Consider the following 19,847-nt stretch of genomic DNA (forward strand, 5'->3'; position numbering starts at 1 on the left):
AATGGGCAAGTCGTTAGAGTTCCTTAACTCGAAACAACTAGACCTTCAATTTTTTCAAGATTTTGCTGAAAAAATGACACGTAAAGCTTTCCCTGTTTTGTTTGTAGGTTTCTTACATCAGGCATTTGCTGAGTATGCTCGTGGACAATCACAATCTGTGAAGGAAGGCTGGGCTAAAGTACAAGGCCGTTATACTGATCTATTATTCAATGTCTCTGAAGATGAGACTGTAACGTTGATTGGTAATAGCATTGTACAAGAGCCTTCTTATAGGGTTAATAGTTCGGTTGTCGAAAGTACTCTCAAAGCACTAGAAGATACACGGATCTCTAAGTCAATAAACATTAAGGCTAAACTAGAATCAGCATTACCTCTGCATCCATTAACTACTTTGTTACTCGGGCCATTGTCTAAGCGTCGATTTAGCCAGAATGAGCGGAGTACATTTGGTTTTCTAGGCTCGGTAGAAAATCATGGTTTTCAGTCATTTATTGGAAATAATAAAGCAGAAGTACTGTATCGTCTTTCAGATTTATATGATTACATCGAGACAAATTTAGATCATTTAATACTTTCTTCACCTGATGCAAGAGCGTGGTCGGAAGCAAAAGATGCAGTTGAGCGTACACAGGCAAGAGAAAAAGGGTTTGTTGAAGAGCTAATTAAGACTATCGCGATTTTGAACATGTTCGGTCGTAAACTAGGACTTTATTCTACGAAGAGTGTCCTACATGCGGCATTAGATGAATACAATGCTGATGAAATCGACTTATCTCTTAAAAAGTTAAAACAGCAAAATCTAATCGTTTATCGTAATCACTTGCAGTCATATGCTGTATTTGAGGGAAGTGATGTTGATATTGACGAAGAGCTTGCAAATGAAAGAGTTAAACAGAGCAATAGTGATGAATGGAAAAAGTTTTTAGAGACTAAGTCAGATCATGTTGTTGCTAAAAGCCATTATCATGAAATCGGTGTTTTACGCTGGATGAAAATGGTTTTTGAAACCGGCAGTTTTGATGCAAAGAAATTTAAGAAAAAAAATAGTCTTAATTCAACTGAGTTCTCTGTTTTTATTCTGTTGACATCAGGTGATTCCGATGTCGCGAATATCATTTCAAAACAGCACCCTGAATACGTTTTTGGGACTGCTCCTAGGGCAGTTGATCAGTTAAAGTCGATCATTAATGACTTAATCTGTTTAGATAATATTTCACGACATAACCCAGTCATTCAACATGACCGTATAGCTCGTAGAGAATTAGAGTCGCGTGTTAATTTGGCGAAAGTGGCATTTGATAATATTTATGCTGATTTGTTTGAAAATGCTACTTGGCATAACAAAGGCAAAAAGATTGATGGTGTAAATTTATCAACAGTAGCAAGTAATGTGGCAATAGATCTTTATCCAAAGTGCCCGAGACTTTATAACGAGTTGATCAATCGAGCTAAACCTTCGGGTGCAGCTGTTTCGGCTAGAAAGAAACTGATGGTTAAGATGGTTGATGAGTATTTTGAAAAAGATCTCGCTATTGTAGGAACTCCGCCAGAAATGGCTATGTATAAGTCCTGTTTACAAAATCTCAATTTACATACAGGAAATAGCGATGGTGATTTTGATTTTATAATGCCATCAATTGACCCTGAAGCTAGTGAAGTACAGAAAAAGCATCAAGAAAAAATTTGTGAGTTGTGGGATGACGCAATCGCTATGATTCAGAAGCGCAGCCATGATGGTGTCGTTCCTCTAAGTGATATTGTCGCCCTTTGGTCGGCTGAACCTTATGGTTTAACAAATGGCCTAATTCCAATCTGGATTTTATCTCTTGTATTAGCACAAAGAGATAACCTAGCTTTTTATGATAAAGATGTAACTAATAAGTTTATCTACATAACCGGTGCTGATGAAGAGTTTGTAAACAAACTAATTAAAGAGCCACAGAGCGTAGGTGTAAGGTACTTTGAAGATGATGGCGTAAAGAAAAGTTATATTGAATCTTTATGTAGAATAATAAATAAATCAGACGCAACGAAAAGTACACTGTATGCAGCTCAAGGTTTTGTTTCATTTGTTGCAAGCCTATCGGGGTGGGTCAAGAGCACTCAACAATTATCGAATAACGCAAGAGCATTTAGGCTAGTGGCTTTAAAGGCAGATGACCCTAATAAGTTTTTACTTGAAGATCTACCTGCGGTTCTACATACCAAAGATGATGAAGAGTTAGTTAGCGTTATAACTGAGGTTTGTGACGAGTTGAAGTCTGCTCATAGAAAAATGTTGAGTGAGTTTAGAGGACGTATTAATACATTATTCAATGGGCCTGTAAACGCTGCGTTTCTTGAGCGGGCAACTAGTGTTGAAAATTATACTGCTGATTCAGGCTTGAAGACGTTTTCCAGACGTCTTGGTGAGTTTACTAGTAAAGATACAGATGACTGGACATCTAATATGATCTCCTTTTTATCAGCTAAAGCAGAGCGGAATTGGAATGATTTAGCGATAGAGAAGGCTAACTCAGAGTTGGTTGTATTTGTAGAGCGCTTTAAATTAGCTGAGTATTTCGCTAGCAATATCGGCAATGTTGATAAATCGTTAGAAGATAAAGACCATCAAGATACTCTCAATGAAATAGACAAAATGCTATCTGGTGTGTCAGTACAAGAGCAGAAAATTATTCTAATGAAGTCTCTTGAAGCGTTGCTAGGAGAAAAAACAAAATGATAGACCCCAATAAGAAACAACTCCATGTACTCGGGTTATCAGGCGGTAAAGATAGCGCAGCGTTAGCTATTTATATGCGTGACAAACACCCAGAAGTTGATTTGACTTATTACTTTACTGATACCGGTAAGGAATTACCTGAGGTGATTGAGTTTGTAAATCGACTAGAGGGCTATATAGGTAAGAAAATAATAGATCCCTACGAGGAGATTTGCACGTCAAACCGAGAGAAAAAGGACTTTGATTACTGGTTGAAAGAGCACAATGACTATCTGCCTTCACCACAAGCTCGTTGGTGCACTATACAAATGAAGCTCGTTCCATTTGAGAAGTGGATTCAACAGTATTTAGATGAAGGTTATCAAGTGATTACATATGTTGGCATCAGAGCCGATGAGCCTTATCGCGAAGGGTACCAGGCAACAAGTAATCGTGACATTGTTACAGTAATGCCGTTTCGGGATGATGGTATTGATTTGGCGGGCGTCAAAGAAATTTTACAGCAAGCAGACTTATTCGCTGATACGGAAGAAGCTCGAAATAACCCCAAGAGTGCCCAAGCTCAAGGATTGCCTGGATATTATGATTGGAGGTCACGTAGTGGCTGCACATTCTGTTTCTATCAAAGAAAAATCGAATGGGTTCGCTTGCGAGAGCGTCATCCAGAGGCATTCGAAGAGGCGAAAAGTTACGAGAAAAGAGCTGAAGATGACGAGGGTAATGGCACATTCTATTGGCTAGGTAAAGATACTCCTTTATCTACGCTCGAGGATCCGAAGCGAATTGCTCGTATAAAGGCTGAGCATGATAAGAAGCGAGAGCGCTTTCTGAAGCGTAAACGAATCAATGTTCTACAAGTAGATGTAAGTGATGTGGACCGAGATTTTATGGATGAAATTTACGATGAGCAGGAAGGCGGCGGTGCGTGTGTAACGTGTTATAAGTGATTTAAAGCTGTTTGAAAATTTAACTGTAATATGGAGTTGAGCGTTAAATGAGTTTTGTTGATATTACATTTCCTGATAACTCAGAGTACAGCTCTGACAGCGATCATTTACCATTGGAGTTCTATCTTCAAGTTTTTCCTAAGTCAAAGACTGTATATTTGAAATTAGGATACTTTAGTTCTTCGGCCCTTAGAGTATTAGCATATGGGTTTGCTCAGTTTATATATAACGGCGGTAGTATAAAAATAGTTACAAATCATTTTTTATATAATTCAGACAAAGAACTACTTGAGCCTCAAGGGAGAACTGAGGAAGATGTTCAGGAATGCTTTTATGAAAGTCTTGAATCCCTGAAAGAACATTTAACTAGTGAATCAGAACAGTTCTATAATTGCCTTAAATATTTGGTTGGCAAAGGAAGGCTTGAAATTATCCCTGTTATGCTTATACCTAATAGAATGGCGCATTACAAGCAAGGAATATTTACAGACCATCACAATAACGACATCTTTATTGATGGAAGTTGTAACTTTACAGCTAATGGTATTCTAGAGAATGGAGAGAACATATCTATTTACCGCTCATGGGGTGATAAGTTTGAACATAAAAAAGTTAGTAATAAAAAAGTAGACATAAAAACAATTTGTGAACGAAAAAGCAACAAGTATAAATACTTAAGAGAAGAGCAAATTGTAAGTAGTATATTGGAGTTAGGGGAAGATAAGTCCATTAACGAGCTGCTTAGTGATGAATTTACTTTGGTTGGTGATATTATTGTAAATGAAAATAATTACCTAATTGAGAAATATAAAAAAGATTTAGAAAATCTCATTCGTGAAGAAGAACTAAAACCAAAATTCCCATTTAAATCAAAGCCGCGTAGTTACCAAATTGATGCATATAAAAATTGGCTTGAAAATGATAAAAAGGGCATCTTTGCCATGGCTACGGGAACTGGTAAGACTATCACATCTCTCAATTGTTTGTTGAATGAGTATAAAAAAGATGAAAAGTATCAATCGATTATACTAGTCCCATCTAAAATATTACTTAATCAATGGTTTGAAGAAGTTTCACTATTTAATTTTAAAAATATTTATAGAGTGTCTTCAGAATATAAGTGGAAAGATAGTTTGAATACTCTTACCACAAATTTGATGTTTGATAGTGATGTATCGTTTGTTTTAATATGTACTTACGCAACATTTTCAGATGCTCGATTTGATAAATATCGTTCTAAGTTTCCTAAAGAAACAATATTAATTGCTGATGAGGCGCACAATATAGGTGGTGCAAAGATGAAAGCACTGCTGCCTAAGCTTAATTTTCAACGTAGGATTGCCTTATCTGCAACACCTAAAAGAAAGTTTGACGAAGAAGGAAATGCAGCAATAGAAGCATTTTTCAATTCTACAGACCCTTATACCTTTGTTTTTTCAATGGAGAAGGCTATCAGAGATGGGATTCTATGTAATTATAATTACTACCCTATAATTGTTCAGCTTACTGATGAAGAGTTAGAACGTTATATTGAAATAACTAAGAAGTTATCAAAATTCTTTGATGGTGATTCTGGACAGTTAAAGCTAAGCGATATTGTAGAGAAATTACTCTTAGAAAGAAAACGAATAATTCACAAAGCATCAAATAAAAAAATTGCCTTTAAGAATATTTTAGTCAAAGAATTTGAACGTAAAAATAATCTAAAATATTCATTTGTTTATGTTCCTGAGGGGAACGACTCTGACGGTGTTAATATTATGTCTCAATACCTATCATTATTAGAAGACGTTTCTCCAAGTACAAGAGCTCTTGCTTATACAAGTAATACGCAAAGTAAAGACGAGGTTATGGCTGCTTTTGAATCTGGCTTGATCGAATCTTTATTTTCCATGAAGTGCTTAGATGAAGGTGTGGACATTCCAAGAGCTGAGATGGCTATATTCTGCTCTAGTACTGGCAACCCAAGACAGTTTATTCAACGCCGTGGTAGAGTATTAAGAAAACATTCAGAAAAGAATCACGCAACTATTTATGACTTGGTTGTAATACCAAGTTTAGATAGTAATTCCTCAACATTCTCATATGAGAAAAATTTGATACGCGAAGAGCTGGTAAGAGTTATTTATTTTGCCTCATTAGCTGAAAATTACTATACCGCTATGAGCACATTTGAAGAACTAGCTGACTTTTATGATTTTGATCTGTATGCAATGCAATATGAATTAGGAGAGCATTAATGGCTAGAGATAGAAATGAATTGCTTAAGCAATTTTTAAAAAATCCACACTTGAAAGAGATTTTGGGTTCTGAGGATATTGACTTTACGAACGAGTCATTCTCAAATAAATCAGATTTTTTACTGGTAGAAGTAATAAAAAAGATGATAATCAGCTATAGCATGGAAGATAGCTCCAACCAAACGTTGAAAAAAATAAATGCTTATATTGCCAATGAGGTGAAGAACTGATGATTATTAGCTCAATTTCGATGAAAAATTTTCAATGTTATTATGGAGAGCATGATTCTAATCGTTTAGAATTTTCAGAAGGTTTAAATCTTATTATTGGGGATAATGGCGGAGGTAAATCTAAGCTATTTGATGCATTTTATTGGGTTATCCATAACCAAATTTTTCAGTCTGATCAGAGGAGAATGATCAGTACTAAAATATATAAAGAGAATTTAATTTCTGACAAAGCTAAACATCAATGTCAGCTAGGAGAGCGAGTTTCTGCAGAGGTGTCCCTTGATGTAACGAGCTCTGTTGGAAAGCAATACCGGTTGGTTAGAATATATGATGCTAAGAAAGTTGCAGATCGAGAATGGGAGTCATCTCCAGATTCTCATTTATTGATACACGAATTTTCTAGCGCTAAGTGGAATCTGGTTCCAGAGAAAAACCATAATAGTATAATTAATCGCGTTATCCCTGGCCACATCAAACCTTATATGTGGTTTCAAGGTGAGCAAGTTGATAGCTTAATGGATTTAACCGATAGTTCAGCACTTGCTCAAGTAGTAAACCTTCTATCAGACATTAAAGATTATGATGATATTATTGCACTTAGTGACAATGGCTCAAATAAGGCTGAAAATGAATTAAAGAGAGCTAAAAACAAACTAAGTCGAGATGAAGGTAAAAGTAATTCTTTAAACTTAGAGATGGATAGCTGCCTCAAAGAAATCGCTAAACAAGAAGCTACAATTGAGAAATGTGATGAAAATATTGAAACAGCTAAGATTCGTGTAGAGGAACTCATCAGTAAGGTCGGAGATGCCGAGTCAAAAGCTAAGCATAAATCAAATAAGTCGGCTCTTGAGGAATCATATAGAAAAATTGAATCACAATTAAATTTAAAAAATAATGGTTTTTCTAAGAAGATTTTCTCTAAACATTGGGTTCTAAAAAACGTAGAGCCTTTCTTTAAAAAATATGAAACTAAATTTAAAAATTATTCAGATGCTCATAGTATGAGAGAGAGGCTAGAGCAGGAAGTTAAAATTAAGTTACCTATTAATATGCCCCAGCCAATACATGTTGAAAAAATGCTAGACGAAGAGCAATGCTTTGTTTGTGGACGGTCTGCATCGAAAGGGACTGATGAGTATGAGCATATTTCTAGCTTGATAAAACGAAAAACGCCTAAAAATATATTCGTAAATGATTTTATGAATGAGTTTGAAGACTATTATAAAAATAGTCTCCGCTATGGCATGTCTATCGATGGGATCGATGATTCGATCAAAGAAGATTTTAAAGAAATAGCGACTTTAAATTCAGATCTAAACTCTATTGGAAGAGAAATTAGGGAGATAGAAAGTCATTTTGATATCTTGATTGAAGAAGACAATTCCGAGAATATATTATCTTCATATAAGCAGCACTGTAAATCTAGAGATTTGTTTGAACAGAATAAAATCCGTGCTGTTGAGTGCCTTGTTAAGGAGAAAGAGAGGAAGGCTGAACTTCAGTCTGAGATTGATAAGTTGGTTACGGGAAGTATAGATAAAATTACAACTTGCTCTGATTTGATTTTCTCACAACTGTTGTCATTAGCTAAAACTACTAAGAATAATGTTTTTGAAGATATTATACGTAGTCTGGAGATGTCCTCTAATGAAATATTTAAAGACATGACTTCAAAGAATAATTCTATAAAAGGTGAGATTAAATTCAAGAAACTTCGGAGTGGCAGTTATATCCCAGAAATCGTGGATAGTGAGGGTTATATTATTAATTCACCTAATGATTCAAATATAGTTCTTGTTAAGCTATCTTTGATCATGGCTATACTGACTGCTAGAGCAAAATGGAGTGATAATTATACTTTAATCTCAGATGCTCCTACATCTAAGATGGCTGGTAATTATACGTTTGGGTTTTATAAAGCTCTAAGTGAGCGTTTTACGCAAAGTATAGTTACAACTTTTGACTTTTTAGATGATGAAGCTAAATCATCTTTAAGTGGCTTTAAGTTAGGGAAGGTTCATCAAATCGAGTCTCATTACCTCAATGGAAATTCAGATAATAGATCGGATTTAAGTGTAAATATTAAGGAAGTTGAATTATGAGCATACTAACAACTAAACTGGGGAATCTAAAACCCGGCTATTTACCTAGATTTAAAGATTTCTTTGAACAAGTTACCCAATTTGGAGGGGGAGCTGAGGGTGATAAGTACTTAAAAGCTAAGAGTTTTTCTAATGCTTATGAGTTGTATATTTACGCTTTTTTCATTGGTCTATACAAGGATAAAAAAATTGACATAACTCAAGATGATAAAACGCAAGGCTTTTGGGAGATGAAAAACTGGAAACCTAAAGAGCTAACCGATAGCGTTATCACTTGTGCTATTGCTGTTTCCGATTTTAATATGAATGCTATCGAAGACGGTGACGATAAGTTTGTCACTGAGCAAATCAAATTGCTTAAAACGGAAATAGAGTCATACGCAAATGGTGGTTTGTCATATATTAAATCAGAGATAGATCAGGATCCTGAGTTACTTGAAGATGACATGTATTTTATTCGCTTGCTCCAAGAAAAGTAGTGTAAATCTTTATAGCGAAGGTTTCTGGTTGAGTTAAATATCGTTATTTATTTTAAAAACCTCGGTTGATGTTAGCAGTTTATCGTCGTAGAACGAAATCCTTACAGTATTAAATGAGTCCTCCGCACTTACGTTCATTGCTGTAAGAACATGTGATGGCTCTACGTGTTGTGAATTACACGCAGAGCCTTGTGACACGCAAATTCCTTTTTGAGAAGTGTACTTTGCGTAATCTTCATCGCACTTAAATGTAAGGTTAATTACATTGACAAGCGTACTAATCCCGTTAATTTTGTATTTAATATTTTGGCTATCTAGTTCCGCTAAAAATTTATGTCGAAGACTTTTTAGGTATGAATGTTCAAACGTGAAAGACTCTATAGCAGCAGCCATGCCGACAATTAATGGAGTAGGTATCGTTCCGCCACGCAGTCCTATTTGTTGTCCTGAACCGTGAATGACTGGCTCTATATTAAGTTTTCTTGCTTCTCTTAGGTATAAGAAACCAATACCTTTTGGGCCGCCAAACTTGTGGGCAGATGCAGATAGAGCATCGATATAATCGTCTACAACATCAACATCTAATTTGGCAATTGATTGGGCTGCATCAGAATGAAAGGTTACCCCCTTTCTAAAACAGAGAGCTCCTATATCTCTAATCGGATTAATCGTACCGAGCTCATTATTAACATGCATGATACTAACAAGGATCGTATCTTCTTTTATTGCCTCTTCGACCTGCTGAGCAGTATGGATACCCATGTGGTTAGGTTCCAAGTAAGTGACTTCAAAGCCTTGCTTTTCAAGAAAAGAAAATATGCTCAGAACACAACTATGTTCTATTTGGCTTGTTATTAAGTGTTTTCCACGGTGCGAATTTAACTCAGCTAAACCTTTTATAGCAAGGTTGTTACTTTCAGTTGCACCTGAAGTAAATATGATCTCGCTAGCTTCTGCGCCAATTTTATCTGCAATAGTTCTTTGGCAATCTTTAAGTAAATCTTGAGAGTGCTTACCACACGTGTGATCAGATGACGGGTTTGCATAAACGTCCCGAAATGCAGTAGTCATGGCCTGTAGAGCTTCTGGGTGAAGTGGTGTGCTTGCGAGATAGTCTAGGTACATAGTATTTACTTGAGTCAGTTCCGTAGAGGAAACAGTATAATTGATGACGTTATGCTGCAAGTGGTTTTTTGAGGGAAATGAATTTGGCTAAATCGTTTAACAGCGACTGAAGGAAGCTATTCAAAACAAGGCGATAAAGGTAAAGTCGAGAGGCTTTGTTATAGCCTCTCGACTATAAAGTACTACAACCATTTCTCAGTTGCTGACCATACTCGCTTTAGAAGGTTTTCAGCGCGTTGACTGACATAAATATCATCCCACAACTCACATCGAGATATAGCGATGATATGAGGGTGAAGTACGGATAGATCTTTTAAGATTCGCCCCTGATTTTGCGTCAAAACATTCCTTGCTACGGCTTCTGAAATTAACGTGCTCTTTGATTCACTGTTTTTTTCTGCAAGAATTTCATAAATTGATTTTTTGTCAGGCCAAGGTTTATTTCCAAGAATACTATTTTCAGAAATAGGTAGGATTGATAAGTTGCCTAAAGTGTTTAAGTGGAGAGTTGTATCCAAGCTCTCAGGCCAAGAGGTGTCTGGTGTTTGAGGCCATACATGCTCTACGCTGTTGAACTCAGACCAAACTTTTAATCGTAAATAGCTATCTAATGAGTCTGTTCCATTACAAAGGTGACCAATATTCGATTCATCATAAGTACTGTTTTCAAAAGCCATCAAAAGCATTAGTTTAGAAAGGTCTTTGCGGTTTTTGTATAGGTCTTGTGATTTTACTTCTTTAACCCACCTTTCTTCATCACCACGGCCTTTTTCAATTAGCATTTTATTCATTTGTTCAATGATATCAGCAGTATTTCGGTATGGTGCTTTAGTGTTAGATATACTTTTTCCTAGGATTTCACGATAAACATTGTCTATACCATCAGTACCAGAACTAAACGCTCGATATCGCACGAAGAAGCTTGTAGTTGCAAGAATAATATCGATCAGCTTTTCTAACCCATCAATAGAATAATTATCGATTTTGAATTGATTGTAAAAATCAGCAAATAATCCGCATACGATCTTATGGTTTGCTGATTTTAGAACTTTAATACAAAAGTTAGCTGTTTCGAGTCTAGGATTTAGAATTAAGTTTTTTATCTCTGCTGGATTAGTCATGTTTGCTAAACAAGATTGCGGGACTAAGCTAGGTTCTGAGTTTTCCCATACTTCGAAAATAAATTCACTTGTAGAGCTCAATAGTTGAATGAACGAAAATTTCTCCGTGCACTGTTCAAAAGCGTTGTTGATATAGCGGCGCTGTTCACTTAAATGACCGCTCAATGATTTTGCATCGTAGGCTAAACGAAACGCTTGAAATAACGCTGTAGTCTTTTTATGTTTTTCCTCTGCCTTTTTGTATCTACCAAGTAGCGCTTCTGCTTTGTTCAGCTCTTTACCTTCAGCTGTCTGTTGATAGTCAACAACATGGCTACTGCTAGCGTATTGACTATTGCAATACTCTACAACCTTGGGTTTAAAAGTTTCAAATGCAGTAAGAGGCTCTCCTGTTGTGTTAAGAGCTTCAAACATATCAAAAGCATAATTGTCATCGGATACTTCAACAAATGTAGCTATGACCCGTTTCAAGATAAAATTACCTAGCATCACGGTTCTAATTATTTCACTAGCACACAGTACTTCAGATTCCGTAAGTTCTGCTGGGAAACCTGAGTTAGCGTTTAAAAATCTGGACAAAATTTTATCAGATTGATTAATCGAAGATACACTAATAAGCTCTTCACTTTCGGATAGTGTTACTAATTCATCTCGGATTTGTTTATAGTTTTCACTCACAGATTTGTGGAGCTCATTTACTGGAGTTGCTATTGTAAATTTATCACTATTGCTCGAATGTGCTATGTGGTGTTTGATAAAATGGTGGGAAAATGCAGCTATTGGCGATTGATAAGCGGCATCATCTTCATACTTTGACCAAGAGTCTCCATCCGCCCGAGTAATTTTTGGATAAAACTTGTAATCCGGATCACTTTCGTCGCCCATCTCGATTGAAAGGCTATTTTTAATTGTTTTTTGTATTTCACTGACTTTACTGTTAATCCATCTTTTCAACGGAGTTGAAAGGTTAGGCATTATATCTTTTTTGTAGTGTAAGTTTACCTCGTCAAGCAGAGAATAGTACGCCATTAAGATAACTGAGTAGGTCGTCAGTCTCTGTTGTCCATCTATGACGTGATGCACTTGTGTTGGCAGCTCATTGATTAGACTGTCGTGCTTCGCTACTCCTTCATTATTCGCAACTGTGATAACAGTTCCAATGAAGGTTACAGAGTCTTCGTATTCCTTTAAACGCTCGATACATGAACGTAGGTCTTCCATCATGCGATCAATATTCTTCTTCCCCCAAGTATATTGACGCTGATAAATAGGTATAAAAAATCCAACTCCAGGTTTTGGGTTGAATAGAGATTGAATATCTCTTGACTCTGCATTAAATATATTTTGAATATTAATCAGCAAAAGAAGCTCCTAGAGGTGGACGTTTTTTAAGACTATAAGTGTATCATGCTGTATAAGCTTAATGCATTGATTATTCTAAATTTAAAATCCTATAGCTACTGATTTTTTTGTTGTTACTGGTTAGTAACCCTTGCCATACGGAACGTTGATAATTTACTTCACAATCAACTTCGTGCTGCATTAGTTTCGCCAACCTTCGATCTAGACTCTTTTGTTTCTCATAGTTTTTATTACTAGTTTCGAGTAGTTTACTTTTGTTTAGCAGTGGCGGCCTGCGATCTTCATTAACGTAATCGAAGAAATCGATATCTTGTTCGGCCATCTTGATTTTTATGCGTTCTACTAAGAAAGGAACCGATTTTTCAAAGTCGTCATAAGCAGTAAGGGTGAGCTTACCGGATGTGATATGAATTTTGATAAGGTCTATCTCTTCATCCAGTTCACCATACATTTGTAGCCCTGCGCCTACGTAGACTCGTAGCAGTAATGGCAACTCATCAATAAAGTCTCGGTGCAGAATCAATGAATGTCCTTCGTTCAAAAGGCTTGCTGGCAGTTGGCTGTGTGCTTTCTCGCATTGCAGATGAATTAAGTCGGTGTCTGCAATCGCGAACAGTAATTCTGCAGCCAGGTTGATCGCGGTTTTGTAATCATCAAACAAGGCTTTGATGTCGCGCTTTAGCGGCTCTGGTTGCTGCGTATAGGGTTTTCTTTTCTCAAACAGTCCCATAGCAAAGTAGAGGAGAAGATCTTCTTTTCGGCTCTTTTCTGCTTGTTCAAACTCTTTGGTATCAAACATCTCTTGCAGTAAGTTAAAGGTTTTTCTGTGTGAGCCAACCAGCTCTCTTACTTTGTCTGATTGTTCAAATTCATCATTGGCAGGAATACGCCCTAGCTCTAAACAGGTATTCCAAAAGTCATTAAACAAGTCTTGATGTTGAGTAATAAGCAGTTTGGCTTTATCTTTTGCTTCGATAGGTTCTGGCGAAGTCAGTTGCTGCCACTTGTGGTGTCGTTTGTACTTACTCTGTAGGTATTGCTGCTCTTCGAGTTTATCTTTGAATATATAGAAAATACCGGGCGCGACGGTAATGGCGTCTTCTTGAAGGCTTCTTTCTATGTACGCTTTTATCTCTGATTGTGCATAGTACTTTTGAAAGGTGTTACGAGAGGTGATCACCCCATCTTTGTAGGGTTTGAACTGCGCAATGTAGTTCTCGTTCGCCAGCATTACAGACACCACCAAGAACTTGTCTGCTAGCTCCCAAGCTCCTAAGAGTGCCTCTAACCGTTCATCTTGATCTTCAATAACGTTAAGTACAAAGCCCAAGTTAACGATGCTGGAATTAACCTTGTCGCTGTCCGGTTGAAAGTTCGGGTCCCAACCAAGCACATCTAAACCATGAGCTTCAAGCTCTCGTAAGTCGTCACCTCGGCCGCAACCGTAATCGAAAATTGAGTGTTCGCCTTTTAAGTAACCATGTTTAACTAGAGTCTTCATTGGTGCGGAGAGTTCATGACGCACGATGGCCGTTCTGTGCCTATCGATCCCTGCCTGCTCTTGCGTTGTCACAGAGGAACATCGGAATAGTCGACCATCGACAAGCTCGTAACCATGGCGTGCTATTAGGTTTTCCCAAGAACGTTTAAAACCAATCAAACGGCTGTTCTCATAAAGCCCTGCATTCTCGCCTTCTTGTGTGAGTGAAACGAAGTGCTCGTAATATTCACTTGTTGGCAAAACCATGGTTTCTTTTCTATGTAAGATCGGCGGGTTTTCTGATTCACGATAACCTGTAATTTTGTGGCTTAGTTTAGAGAGGTCGACATTGAGGCTTTGTTCTAATGCAGGATAGGAGTCAGTATAAAAATCAGGGTAGTGGAGAAGAGATAAGCGGAACTCTTTTTTAAACAGCTTAACGAGGTTCCAGTCTTCTTCATCTAAGTTAACGGCTTTTGCTACGGCAGGAATGAACTGTGTTAATACTTTAGGCAATGCGCCGAATGCGTCTTTATGAAGATAAATGGCATCGGGTAGTTGTTTTCCAACTTTTATTTGAGAGGTAAGTTCAGCAAATAGCTCTTCGTTCATTCCTATTCCTTAGGTGTTTTTGAAGATTATAAATCATCAAACAATGCCTGTGTGGCGCTGCCTTTTGCACTTTTTGTGTTTACGCGAAGCCCGTCACTTCGGCGTTGTCGGATAAGGGCATATTTTGAATTATCAGCCCCAACGCTAATATGCAGAGGTTTATCTTTGCCATAAAAATAGAGGCGGTCGAACTCCAAATGCGAGCAGATAAATCGAGCGACCTCATCCATACGTTGCTCATACCCTTCAACATAAATATCACACGCAGCCCCATTGCGCTTACAGATACGGCTATCCCGGGAGTTGAGTTCCATAGAGGCATGTTGGTCAATATCGGGTGCCATATCTCCAGGGCTATTTTTCAATATCCACCTTAAAAGAGGATGGCTTGTATAACCATAGGTTACCGTTACTTCTCCTAGTGAGCGTTCGATAGGTTGTAAAATTTGAACCGCTAAACACTGGAGCTCAGTGGCAGAAAGTTTATTAACCTTGTTGTCTCCCAGTAATTAGGGTGTCTAGACTTATGCCAATCAATAAGCTTGTGGTGCATATTCTGTCCTTAGGGTTCTAGGTTGCTACTATATTTAACGAACGACAGCAGTAAAATCAATGCAATTCGGAGGCTATGTATGTTGTTTATTCTCGCTTTACTCTGCATCTTCTTGTTGGGGTATCTTGCCCAAACTACGGGCCTTTGTATGGTTAGAGGAGTGAAAGAGGCGACAAACGGATCACCGATGTTCATCATTGCGATTGTGTTTAGTGGTTCGCTAGCTTGGGTCTCTATGGTTCTTGGCTCTATCGTAGAAGGGCGGCTTTTATCCACCGCTTTTTGGCCGAGTCTGTTTTCTCTGTTTGGTGGTTTTCTGTTTGGTATTGGCGCGGCAATCAACAGTGGTTGCGGGGTTTCTACGGTGAGCAGGTTAGCTCGCGGCGAAGTGGTTATGTTGGCGACTATATTCGGTTGGTTTGTTGCATGGCTGGTGTTTGCTCCGGTTTTGCCTACGGAGTTGAAAGGCTCTAGGTTAGTACTGTCCGACTTTTCCAGATACATATTCCTTGGAAGTATCTCGCTCACAATTGTGGTGAGTTGTTACTTTATGAACTCGGTCAATCGTAAGCTGTGGTTTTCAATGCTGGGCATTGGGTTGATGGCCGGTTTCGTATTCTTGTATGAACCGCATTGGACGCCAAGTGGTTTGCTGAAATCTATGGGTACTTCAATTTGGCATGGGAAGACAGAAGACTGGCCGAGTAGTGAGCGTTTTATATTGATGACCTCGCTGTTAGTTGGAATGATCAGTGCTGCACTATTTACAGGATCTTTTTCATTGAGGTTTAGCCCGATACGTCGGTTTGGTAAACATTTAATTGCCGGTGTACTGATGGGATTTGGAGCCGTAATGGCCGGAGGAGGGAATGACACTCAACTTCTTGTTGCCATGCCGGTGCTCTCTCTAGCGGGTGTTTTTTCTGTGTTGAGTATCATTGTTGGGATATATACCGGAGTTAAGTTGATCCAAAGTCGATAGTTAGCGACAGTACGTAGATTACATGTATACGTAATTTGAGATGACAATGAAATACATCGGAATTGATGGCTGTAAGGCGGGATGGATCGCTTGGATTGTTTCTGATAATCAGGCGCCAGTGTTCAAAGTGGTAAAGGCGCTTGATGAGCTAGCGAGTGATCTTGTCGGTTCGACGGCACTTATCGATATGCCGATTGGTTTTAGTGACGCACAAACTCCAGATCGCTTATGCGATAAAGCAGCAAGACGTTTCCTCACCAGCAAGCGTGGATCTTCGGTGTTTCCAGTGCCGTGCCGAGAGGCGGTTTATCAAACCGATTACATTGCGGGGTGTAATGCCAATGTGGAGCAGCTTGGTAAGAAGTTCTCTAAGCAAACTTGGGGTATCGTTCCCAAGATCCGCGAGCTTGATGAACTCATTGAATCTCATCCCAATCTTTCTATCAGGGAATCACATCCTGAGGTGGTGTTTGCAGCTTTGAAAGGGGAACCGCTTACCTTTTCTAAGCGGACTCAAGAGGGCAAAGAGGAAAGGCTTTCTATTATTCAGCAACTCATCCCGCAATGCTGTGAAGGCTTGGCGTTGGCCATTTCAAACACCAAGCGTAAAGATGTCGCGATAGATGATATTTATGACGCATTCATATTGATGTTGGTTGTGTATCACGCTCCAACATTGTCGTGCTTGCCTGAATTTTCTGATATTGGCGGAAAGGCGGATAAGGATCAGAACGGACGAGTTCGAGAGATTGTCTATTGGGACAAAACGCGCTAACAAAGCGTGCGTTTAGTTTTGTTTAATGTGTTATTTTTCAACCCCTGTTGATTTCCACTCCTATTTTTTGAGTCTCTGATATGAAACGTTTTATTGTTGGTTTGCTGACAACCTTGATCAGTGTGGCGAGTTACGGCCAAGTTGCGCCTGTCTCTCAGTGGCAATGCGACATGATGAAAAAGAACAAGGTATTGAATAGTGGAGCGCCTGTTGGTTGTGAGCGACTATCCAAAGTGGATTTCGATTTCATTAATTTCAACGGGGAAACGCAACAGGGCAATATAATCGTGCTTGATGTTGTTGCACCTTCCGTTGAACGAATCTTTTCAGAGCTCAAACAACGCAATTTTCCTCTTCATTCCGCTCGCCTAATGCGTGAATTTAACGGTGACGATAACGCCTCAATGGACGCGAACAACAGCAGCGCGTTTAATGCTCGGCCTATCACTGGCGGAGGAGGTTGGTCGAAGCATGCTTACGGTGTGGCGATAGACATCAACCCAGTTCAAAATCCTTTCTTAGAGTTCGATAGCAACGGACAAATCACCGTAAAGCCTTCACAATCTGCGACAAGCTATGTGAATCGTACTCGCTTTCGTGCAAGAGACGAAATTGAACGAAGAGGCATGGCGGAAGATGTGGTCGAGCTGTTTGCACATCATGGTTTGATGATCTGGGGAGGGGATTGGAATAGCCCAATCGATACTCAGCATTTTGAGGTCGGCTCAAGAAAGTTTGTTAACCAACTGCTCTCTAAACCACAAACTGAAGCCAAGGTGTTATTTGAGCGCTACGTCGAATCTTATCGACAGTGCTATCTCAAAAATAAAGGTGAGGACGCAGAAAAAGCTCGAGCTATCTGTGCAAAGAAAACAGTCGGGACTTTTTAGTGCTATGTTTATCTAGAACCGTTTGTGTTTTAGCAAGTTAAACTCGCTTCAGGTGTGTTTTGAATAGCTAAGGTCAGCGCTCGTCGCTGGCCTTTTTTGTATTCATTTCTTCAATAGAAAGCCGAGTATTGAAAGGTTATTGGGTATCCATTAGTCAATAATCGATAAGCGAATGCAGCGCAAAGTCATCGGTTTGTCATTGAAAAAGTCATAGCGTAAACGTTATGTGAGAACCATCGCTGGTGGGGAACTTCTTGCCTATTCGCCAGTATTATTAGTGAACTGATCACAACGGACCAACTAATGAAAAAGATACCTTTGGCTCTAACTCTTTTAAGCACTCTACTTTTTTCACAATATTCTTTGGCTACAGACACTTCACACACCACGCAAAATCCGACTTATGAACTCGATGGTAAGGCGGTATTAGGCCGCACTGAGAATGTGTACCTCTCTAGCGTTCAAGGGCTTAAAGACGTTCCTTTCATTGGCAAAATCGACACCGGTGCCGAAACCACTTCCATGCATGCTGAAGACATCCATGTAAAAAGTACACATGCAGATTATAAGAACCTCAAAGACAAAGAGTTAATGGCGGCATTAACCGAAGATGTGTTGAACAATAGCGACGTTGATTACGACGATTGGGATGGCAGCACCTTTGCGAAATATGAAGCTGTGGTCTCTTTTAAGGTTCAAAACCCACGTACGGGTGACATGGTATTAATTAAAGCGCCTTTAGAGCGTGTCAGCATGATACGCAGTCGCACCAGCAGCACGCCTTTGCTTCGCCCGACTATTAAAATGTCGCTGACCATTGCGGATCAAGAATTAAAAACAGACGTTAACCTTACCGACAGAAGCCACTTCTCTGCGCCTGTGCTGATTGGTAAAACCTTCCTTGCTGATAACGCTTTGGTGTTTGCGGGTTATGACTACTTGCAAGAGCAAGAAAATGCGACGGTTGTTGGCCGTAAAGAGGTGGTGTCTATCTCTGGAATGGCGATGAATGCGACCTTCTCTTTAAAGAACCGCTACAGCATTTTGCATGCAAAAGACATCGACATAGACAAAAAGAACAAAGAAGTGACGTTTGATATGTTCGATAACGACGGCAAACAAAAAGAGATGACATTGCCGTTGGTTCGCATGTTAAGCGTGAGCGGTAAGAAGAGACCTTTAGTCTATTTGCCAGTTCAACTTGATGAGAATACCACTAAAGATGTTCTTGTTTATCTGCGTGACCGTTCAGACAGCAGCTCACAGCTAAGGTTGGGTACCAACACAGCAAGTGAACTCTTTATGATTGATACCAGTGCTGAAAACATTTTATCAGAAGGTTCAGAGAGCTTTAGTGATGTTGCTGAGTCTGGTGAGCCTATGATTATCTCACCGGAAGAGGACATCACACTTGATGACTTCCCGCTAAAGGCTGTGGCTTCTTTCACGGTAAACACACCTCTGTTGAAGGTCGATAGCTTTGAAATGACAGGTAAAGGCAAAGATGCTTCCGTTGAATTTTATCTTACGGATATAAATGGTGAGAAGCAGAAGGTGACCAAGCCAATTATTAAGAAACTTAAAGTCGGTGATGATACTCGTCCGGTGGTAAGTGGTGAGTTTGCGGTCTCTGGAAACGTTCGTACGCAAGAGTTTGCCATCGACGTGCTCAACACAAATGAGAAAGAAGCGTACTTTATTTTAGGTAAGAAGATGGCAAAAGAAGGCGTTTACGTAAACACGCGTTCTGACTATCTATTGAAAGCCGAGCCTCTGTTTAAAGTAGGACACATTGAAGTGGTTGAAGTGAACGGCATGACATTCCCTGCCAAGCTAGACACTGGTGCTGATGTGAGCTCTATGAACGCAGTCAACATCAAGCGATTCAAGAAAGATGGCCAAGACATGGTTACCTTTACTTATCAAAACAACCAAGGCGATAAGCAAGAGTTCACTAAGCCAGTGATTGATGTGATGCGCATTAAAGCTAAAAAAGGCGAGAAGGTGAACATTCGCCCTGTAGTAGAGATGAACGTTAAACTAGGCGACTTAGAGAAGAAGGTGAGAGTGAACCTTCAAGATCGTTCACGCTTCGAATACAGCATGATTCTAGGTAAGAACTTCCTGAAGCACGGCGCAGTAGTCAGTAGTGATGAAGATTATGTGCTAGGCGAGATGGAGTAACGCCTCAACTTACTAAGAGCGATATAGAACAGTTCTAAAC

At 39.0% G+C, this 19,847-nt stretch carries 14 protein-coding genes; 10 read left to right on the top strand and 4 right to left on the bottom strand.

What is annotated here, in order from left to right; genetic code table 11:
- From QQ041_RS21385 to QQ041_RS21410, 6 genes are all read left to right on the top strand, one after another.
- Positions 1-2,722 (top strand): hypothetical protein (locus tag QQ041_RS21385; RefSeq protein WP_285954998.1); only part of this gene is annotated, 2,722 nt, incomplete at its 5' end.
- On the top strand, positions 2,719-3,669 hold the full coding sequence (locus QQ041_RS21390; protein ID WP_285954999.1) for a phosphoadenosine phosphosulfate reductase family protein: 951 nt from the start codon (positions 2,719-2,721) through the stop codon (positions 3,667-3,669). The genes QQ041_RS21385 and QQ041_RS21390, both read left to right, overlap by 4 nt.
- Before the next feature lie 47 nt (positions 3,670-3,716).
- On the top strand, positions 3,717-5,909 hold the full coding sequence (locus QQ041_RS21395) for a DEAD/DEAH box helicase family protein (protein WP_285955000.1): 2,193 nt from the start codon (positions 3,717-3,719) through the stop codon (positions 5,907-5,909).
- Positions 5,909-6,139: a hypothetical protein gene (locus tag QQ041_RS21400; protein ID WP_285955001.1), complete on the top strand. Its 231-nt coding sequence runs from the start codon at positions 5,909-5,911 to the stop codon at positions 6,137-6,139. The genes QQ041_RS21395 and QQ041_RS21400 overlap by 1 nt, the downstream gene beginning before the upstream one ends.
- On the top strand, positions 6,139-8,244 hold the full coding sequence (locus tag QQ041_RS21405) for an AAA family ATPase (protein WP_285955002.1): 2,106 nt from the start codon (positions 6,139-6,141) through the stop codon (positions 8,242-8,244). The genes QQ041_RS21400 and QQ041_RS21405 overlap by 1 nt, the downstream gene beginning before the upstream one ends.
- The gene (locus QQ041_RS21410) at positions 8,241-8,723 is read left to right on the top strand and encodes a hypothetical protein (protein ID WP_285955003.1); all 483 of its coding nucleotides are present in this window, start codon (positions 8,241-8,243) and stop codon (positions 8,721-8,723) included. Before QQ041_RS21405 ends, QQ041_RS21410 begins: the two co-directional genes overlap by 4 nt.
- Positions 8,724-8,756: 33 nt before the next feature.
- Here QQ041_RS21410 and QQ041_RS21415 read toward each other — a convergent pair whose 3' ends face one another.
- The 4 genes from QQ041_RS21415 to QQ041_RS21430 all read right to left on the bottom strand — a co-directional run bounded on the left by QQ041_RS21415 (position 8,757) and on the right by QQ041_RS21430 (position 14,788).
- Complete coding sequence (locus QQ041_RS21415; RefSeq protein ID WP_285955004.1) at positions 8,757-9,848, bottom strand: cysteine desulfurase family protein; 1,092 nt, start codon at positions 9,846-9,848, stop codon at positions 8,757-8,759.
- A 182-nt stretch (positions 9,849-10,030) separates the two neighbouring features.
- On the bottom strand, positions 10,031-12,331 hold the full coding sequence (locus QQ041_RS21420) for a DUF262 domain-containing HNH endonuclease family protein (RefSeq protein ID WP_285955005.1): 2,301 nt from the start codon (positions 12,329-12,331) through the stop codon (positions 10,031-10,033).
- Positions 12,332-12,401: 70 nt separating this feature from the next.
- Positions 12,402-14,423: a DNA phosphorothioation-associated putative methyltransferase gene (locus QQ041_RS21425; protein ID WP_285955006.1), complete on the bottom strand. Its 2,022-nt coding sequence runs from the start codon at positions 14,421-14,423 to the stop codon at positions 12,402-12,404.
- Between the two features lie 26 nt (positions 14,424-14,449).
- Positions 14,450-14,788 (bottom strand): hypothetical protein, encoded by a 339-nt coding sequence (locus tag QQ041_RS21430; protein WP_285955007.1) that lies wholly within the window; start codon positions 14,786-14,788, stop codon positions 14,450-14,452.
- A gap of 375 nt (positions 14,789-15,163) precedes the next feature.
- On the opposite strand from QQ041_RS21430, the gene QQ041_RS21435 reads away from it, so the two are divergent.
- The 4 genes from QQ041_RS21435 to QQ041_RS21450 all read left to right on the top strand — a co-directional run bounded on the left by QQ041_RS21435 (position 15,164) and on the right by QQ041_RS21450 (position 19,807).
- The gene (locus tag QQ041_RS21435; protein WP_285955027.1) at positions 15,164-15,958 is read left to right on the top strand and encodes a YeeE/YedE thiosulfate transporter family protein; all 795 of its coding nucleotides are present in this window, start codon (positions 15,164-15,166) and stop codon (positions 15,956-15,958) included.
- 46 nt (positions 15,959-16,004) lie between these two features.
- Positions 16,005-16,733 carry a DUF429 domain-containing protein gene (locus QQ041_RS21440; RefSeq protein ID WP_285955008.1) on the top strand — a complete coding sequence of 243 codons (729 nt, stop codon included), beginning with the start codon at positions 16,005-16,007 and terminating at the stop codon, positions 16,731-16,733.
- Between the two features lie 80 nt (positions 16,734-16,813).
- The gene (locus QQ041_RS21445; RefSeq protein ID WP_285955009.1) at positions 16,814-17,623 is read left to right on the top strand and encodes a M15 family metallopeptidase; all 810 of its coding nucleotides are present in this window, start codon (positions 16,814-16,816) and stop codon (positions 17,621-17,623) included.
- Between the two features lie 303 nt (positions 17,624-17,926).
- Entirely contained in the window at positions 17,927-19,807 is a 1,881-nt protein-coding gene (locus QQ041_RS21450; RefSeq protein ID WP_285955010.1) for a RimK/LysX family protein, read from the top strand.
- Positions 19,808-19,847: the final 40 nt, after the last annotated feature.

It is taken from the genome of Vibrio sp. TMPB1044 (assembly GCF_030442075.1).
Lineage (GTDB): Bacteria > Pseudomonadota > Gammaproteobacteria > Enterobacterales > Vibrionaceae > Vibrio > Vibrio satsumensis.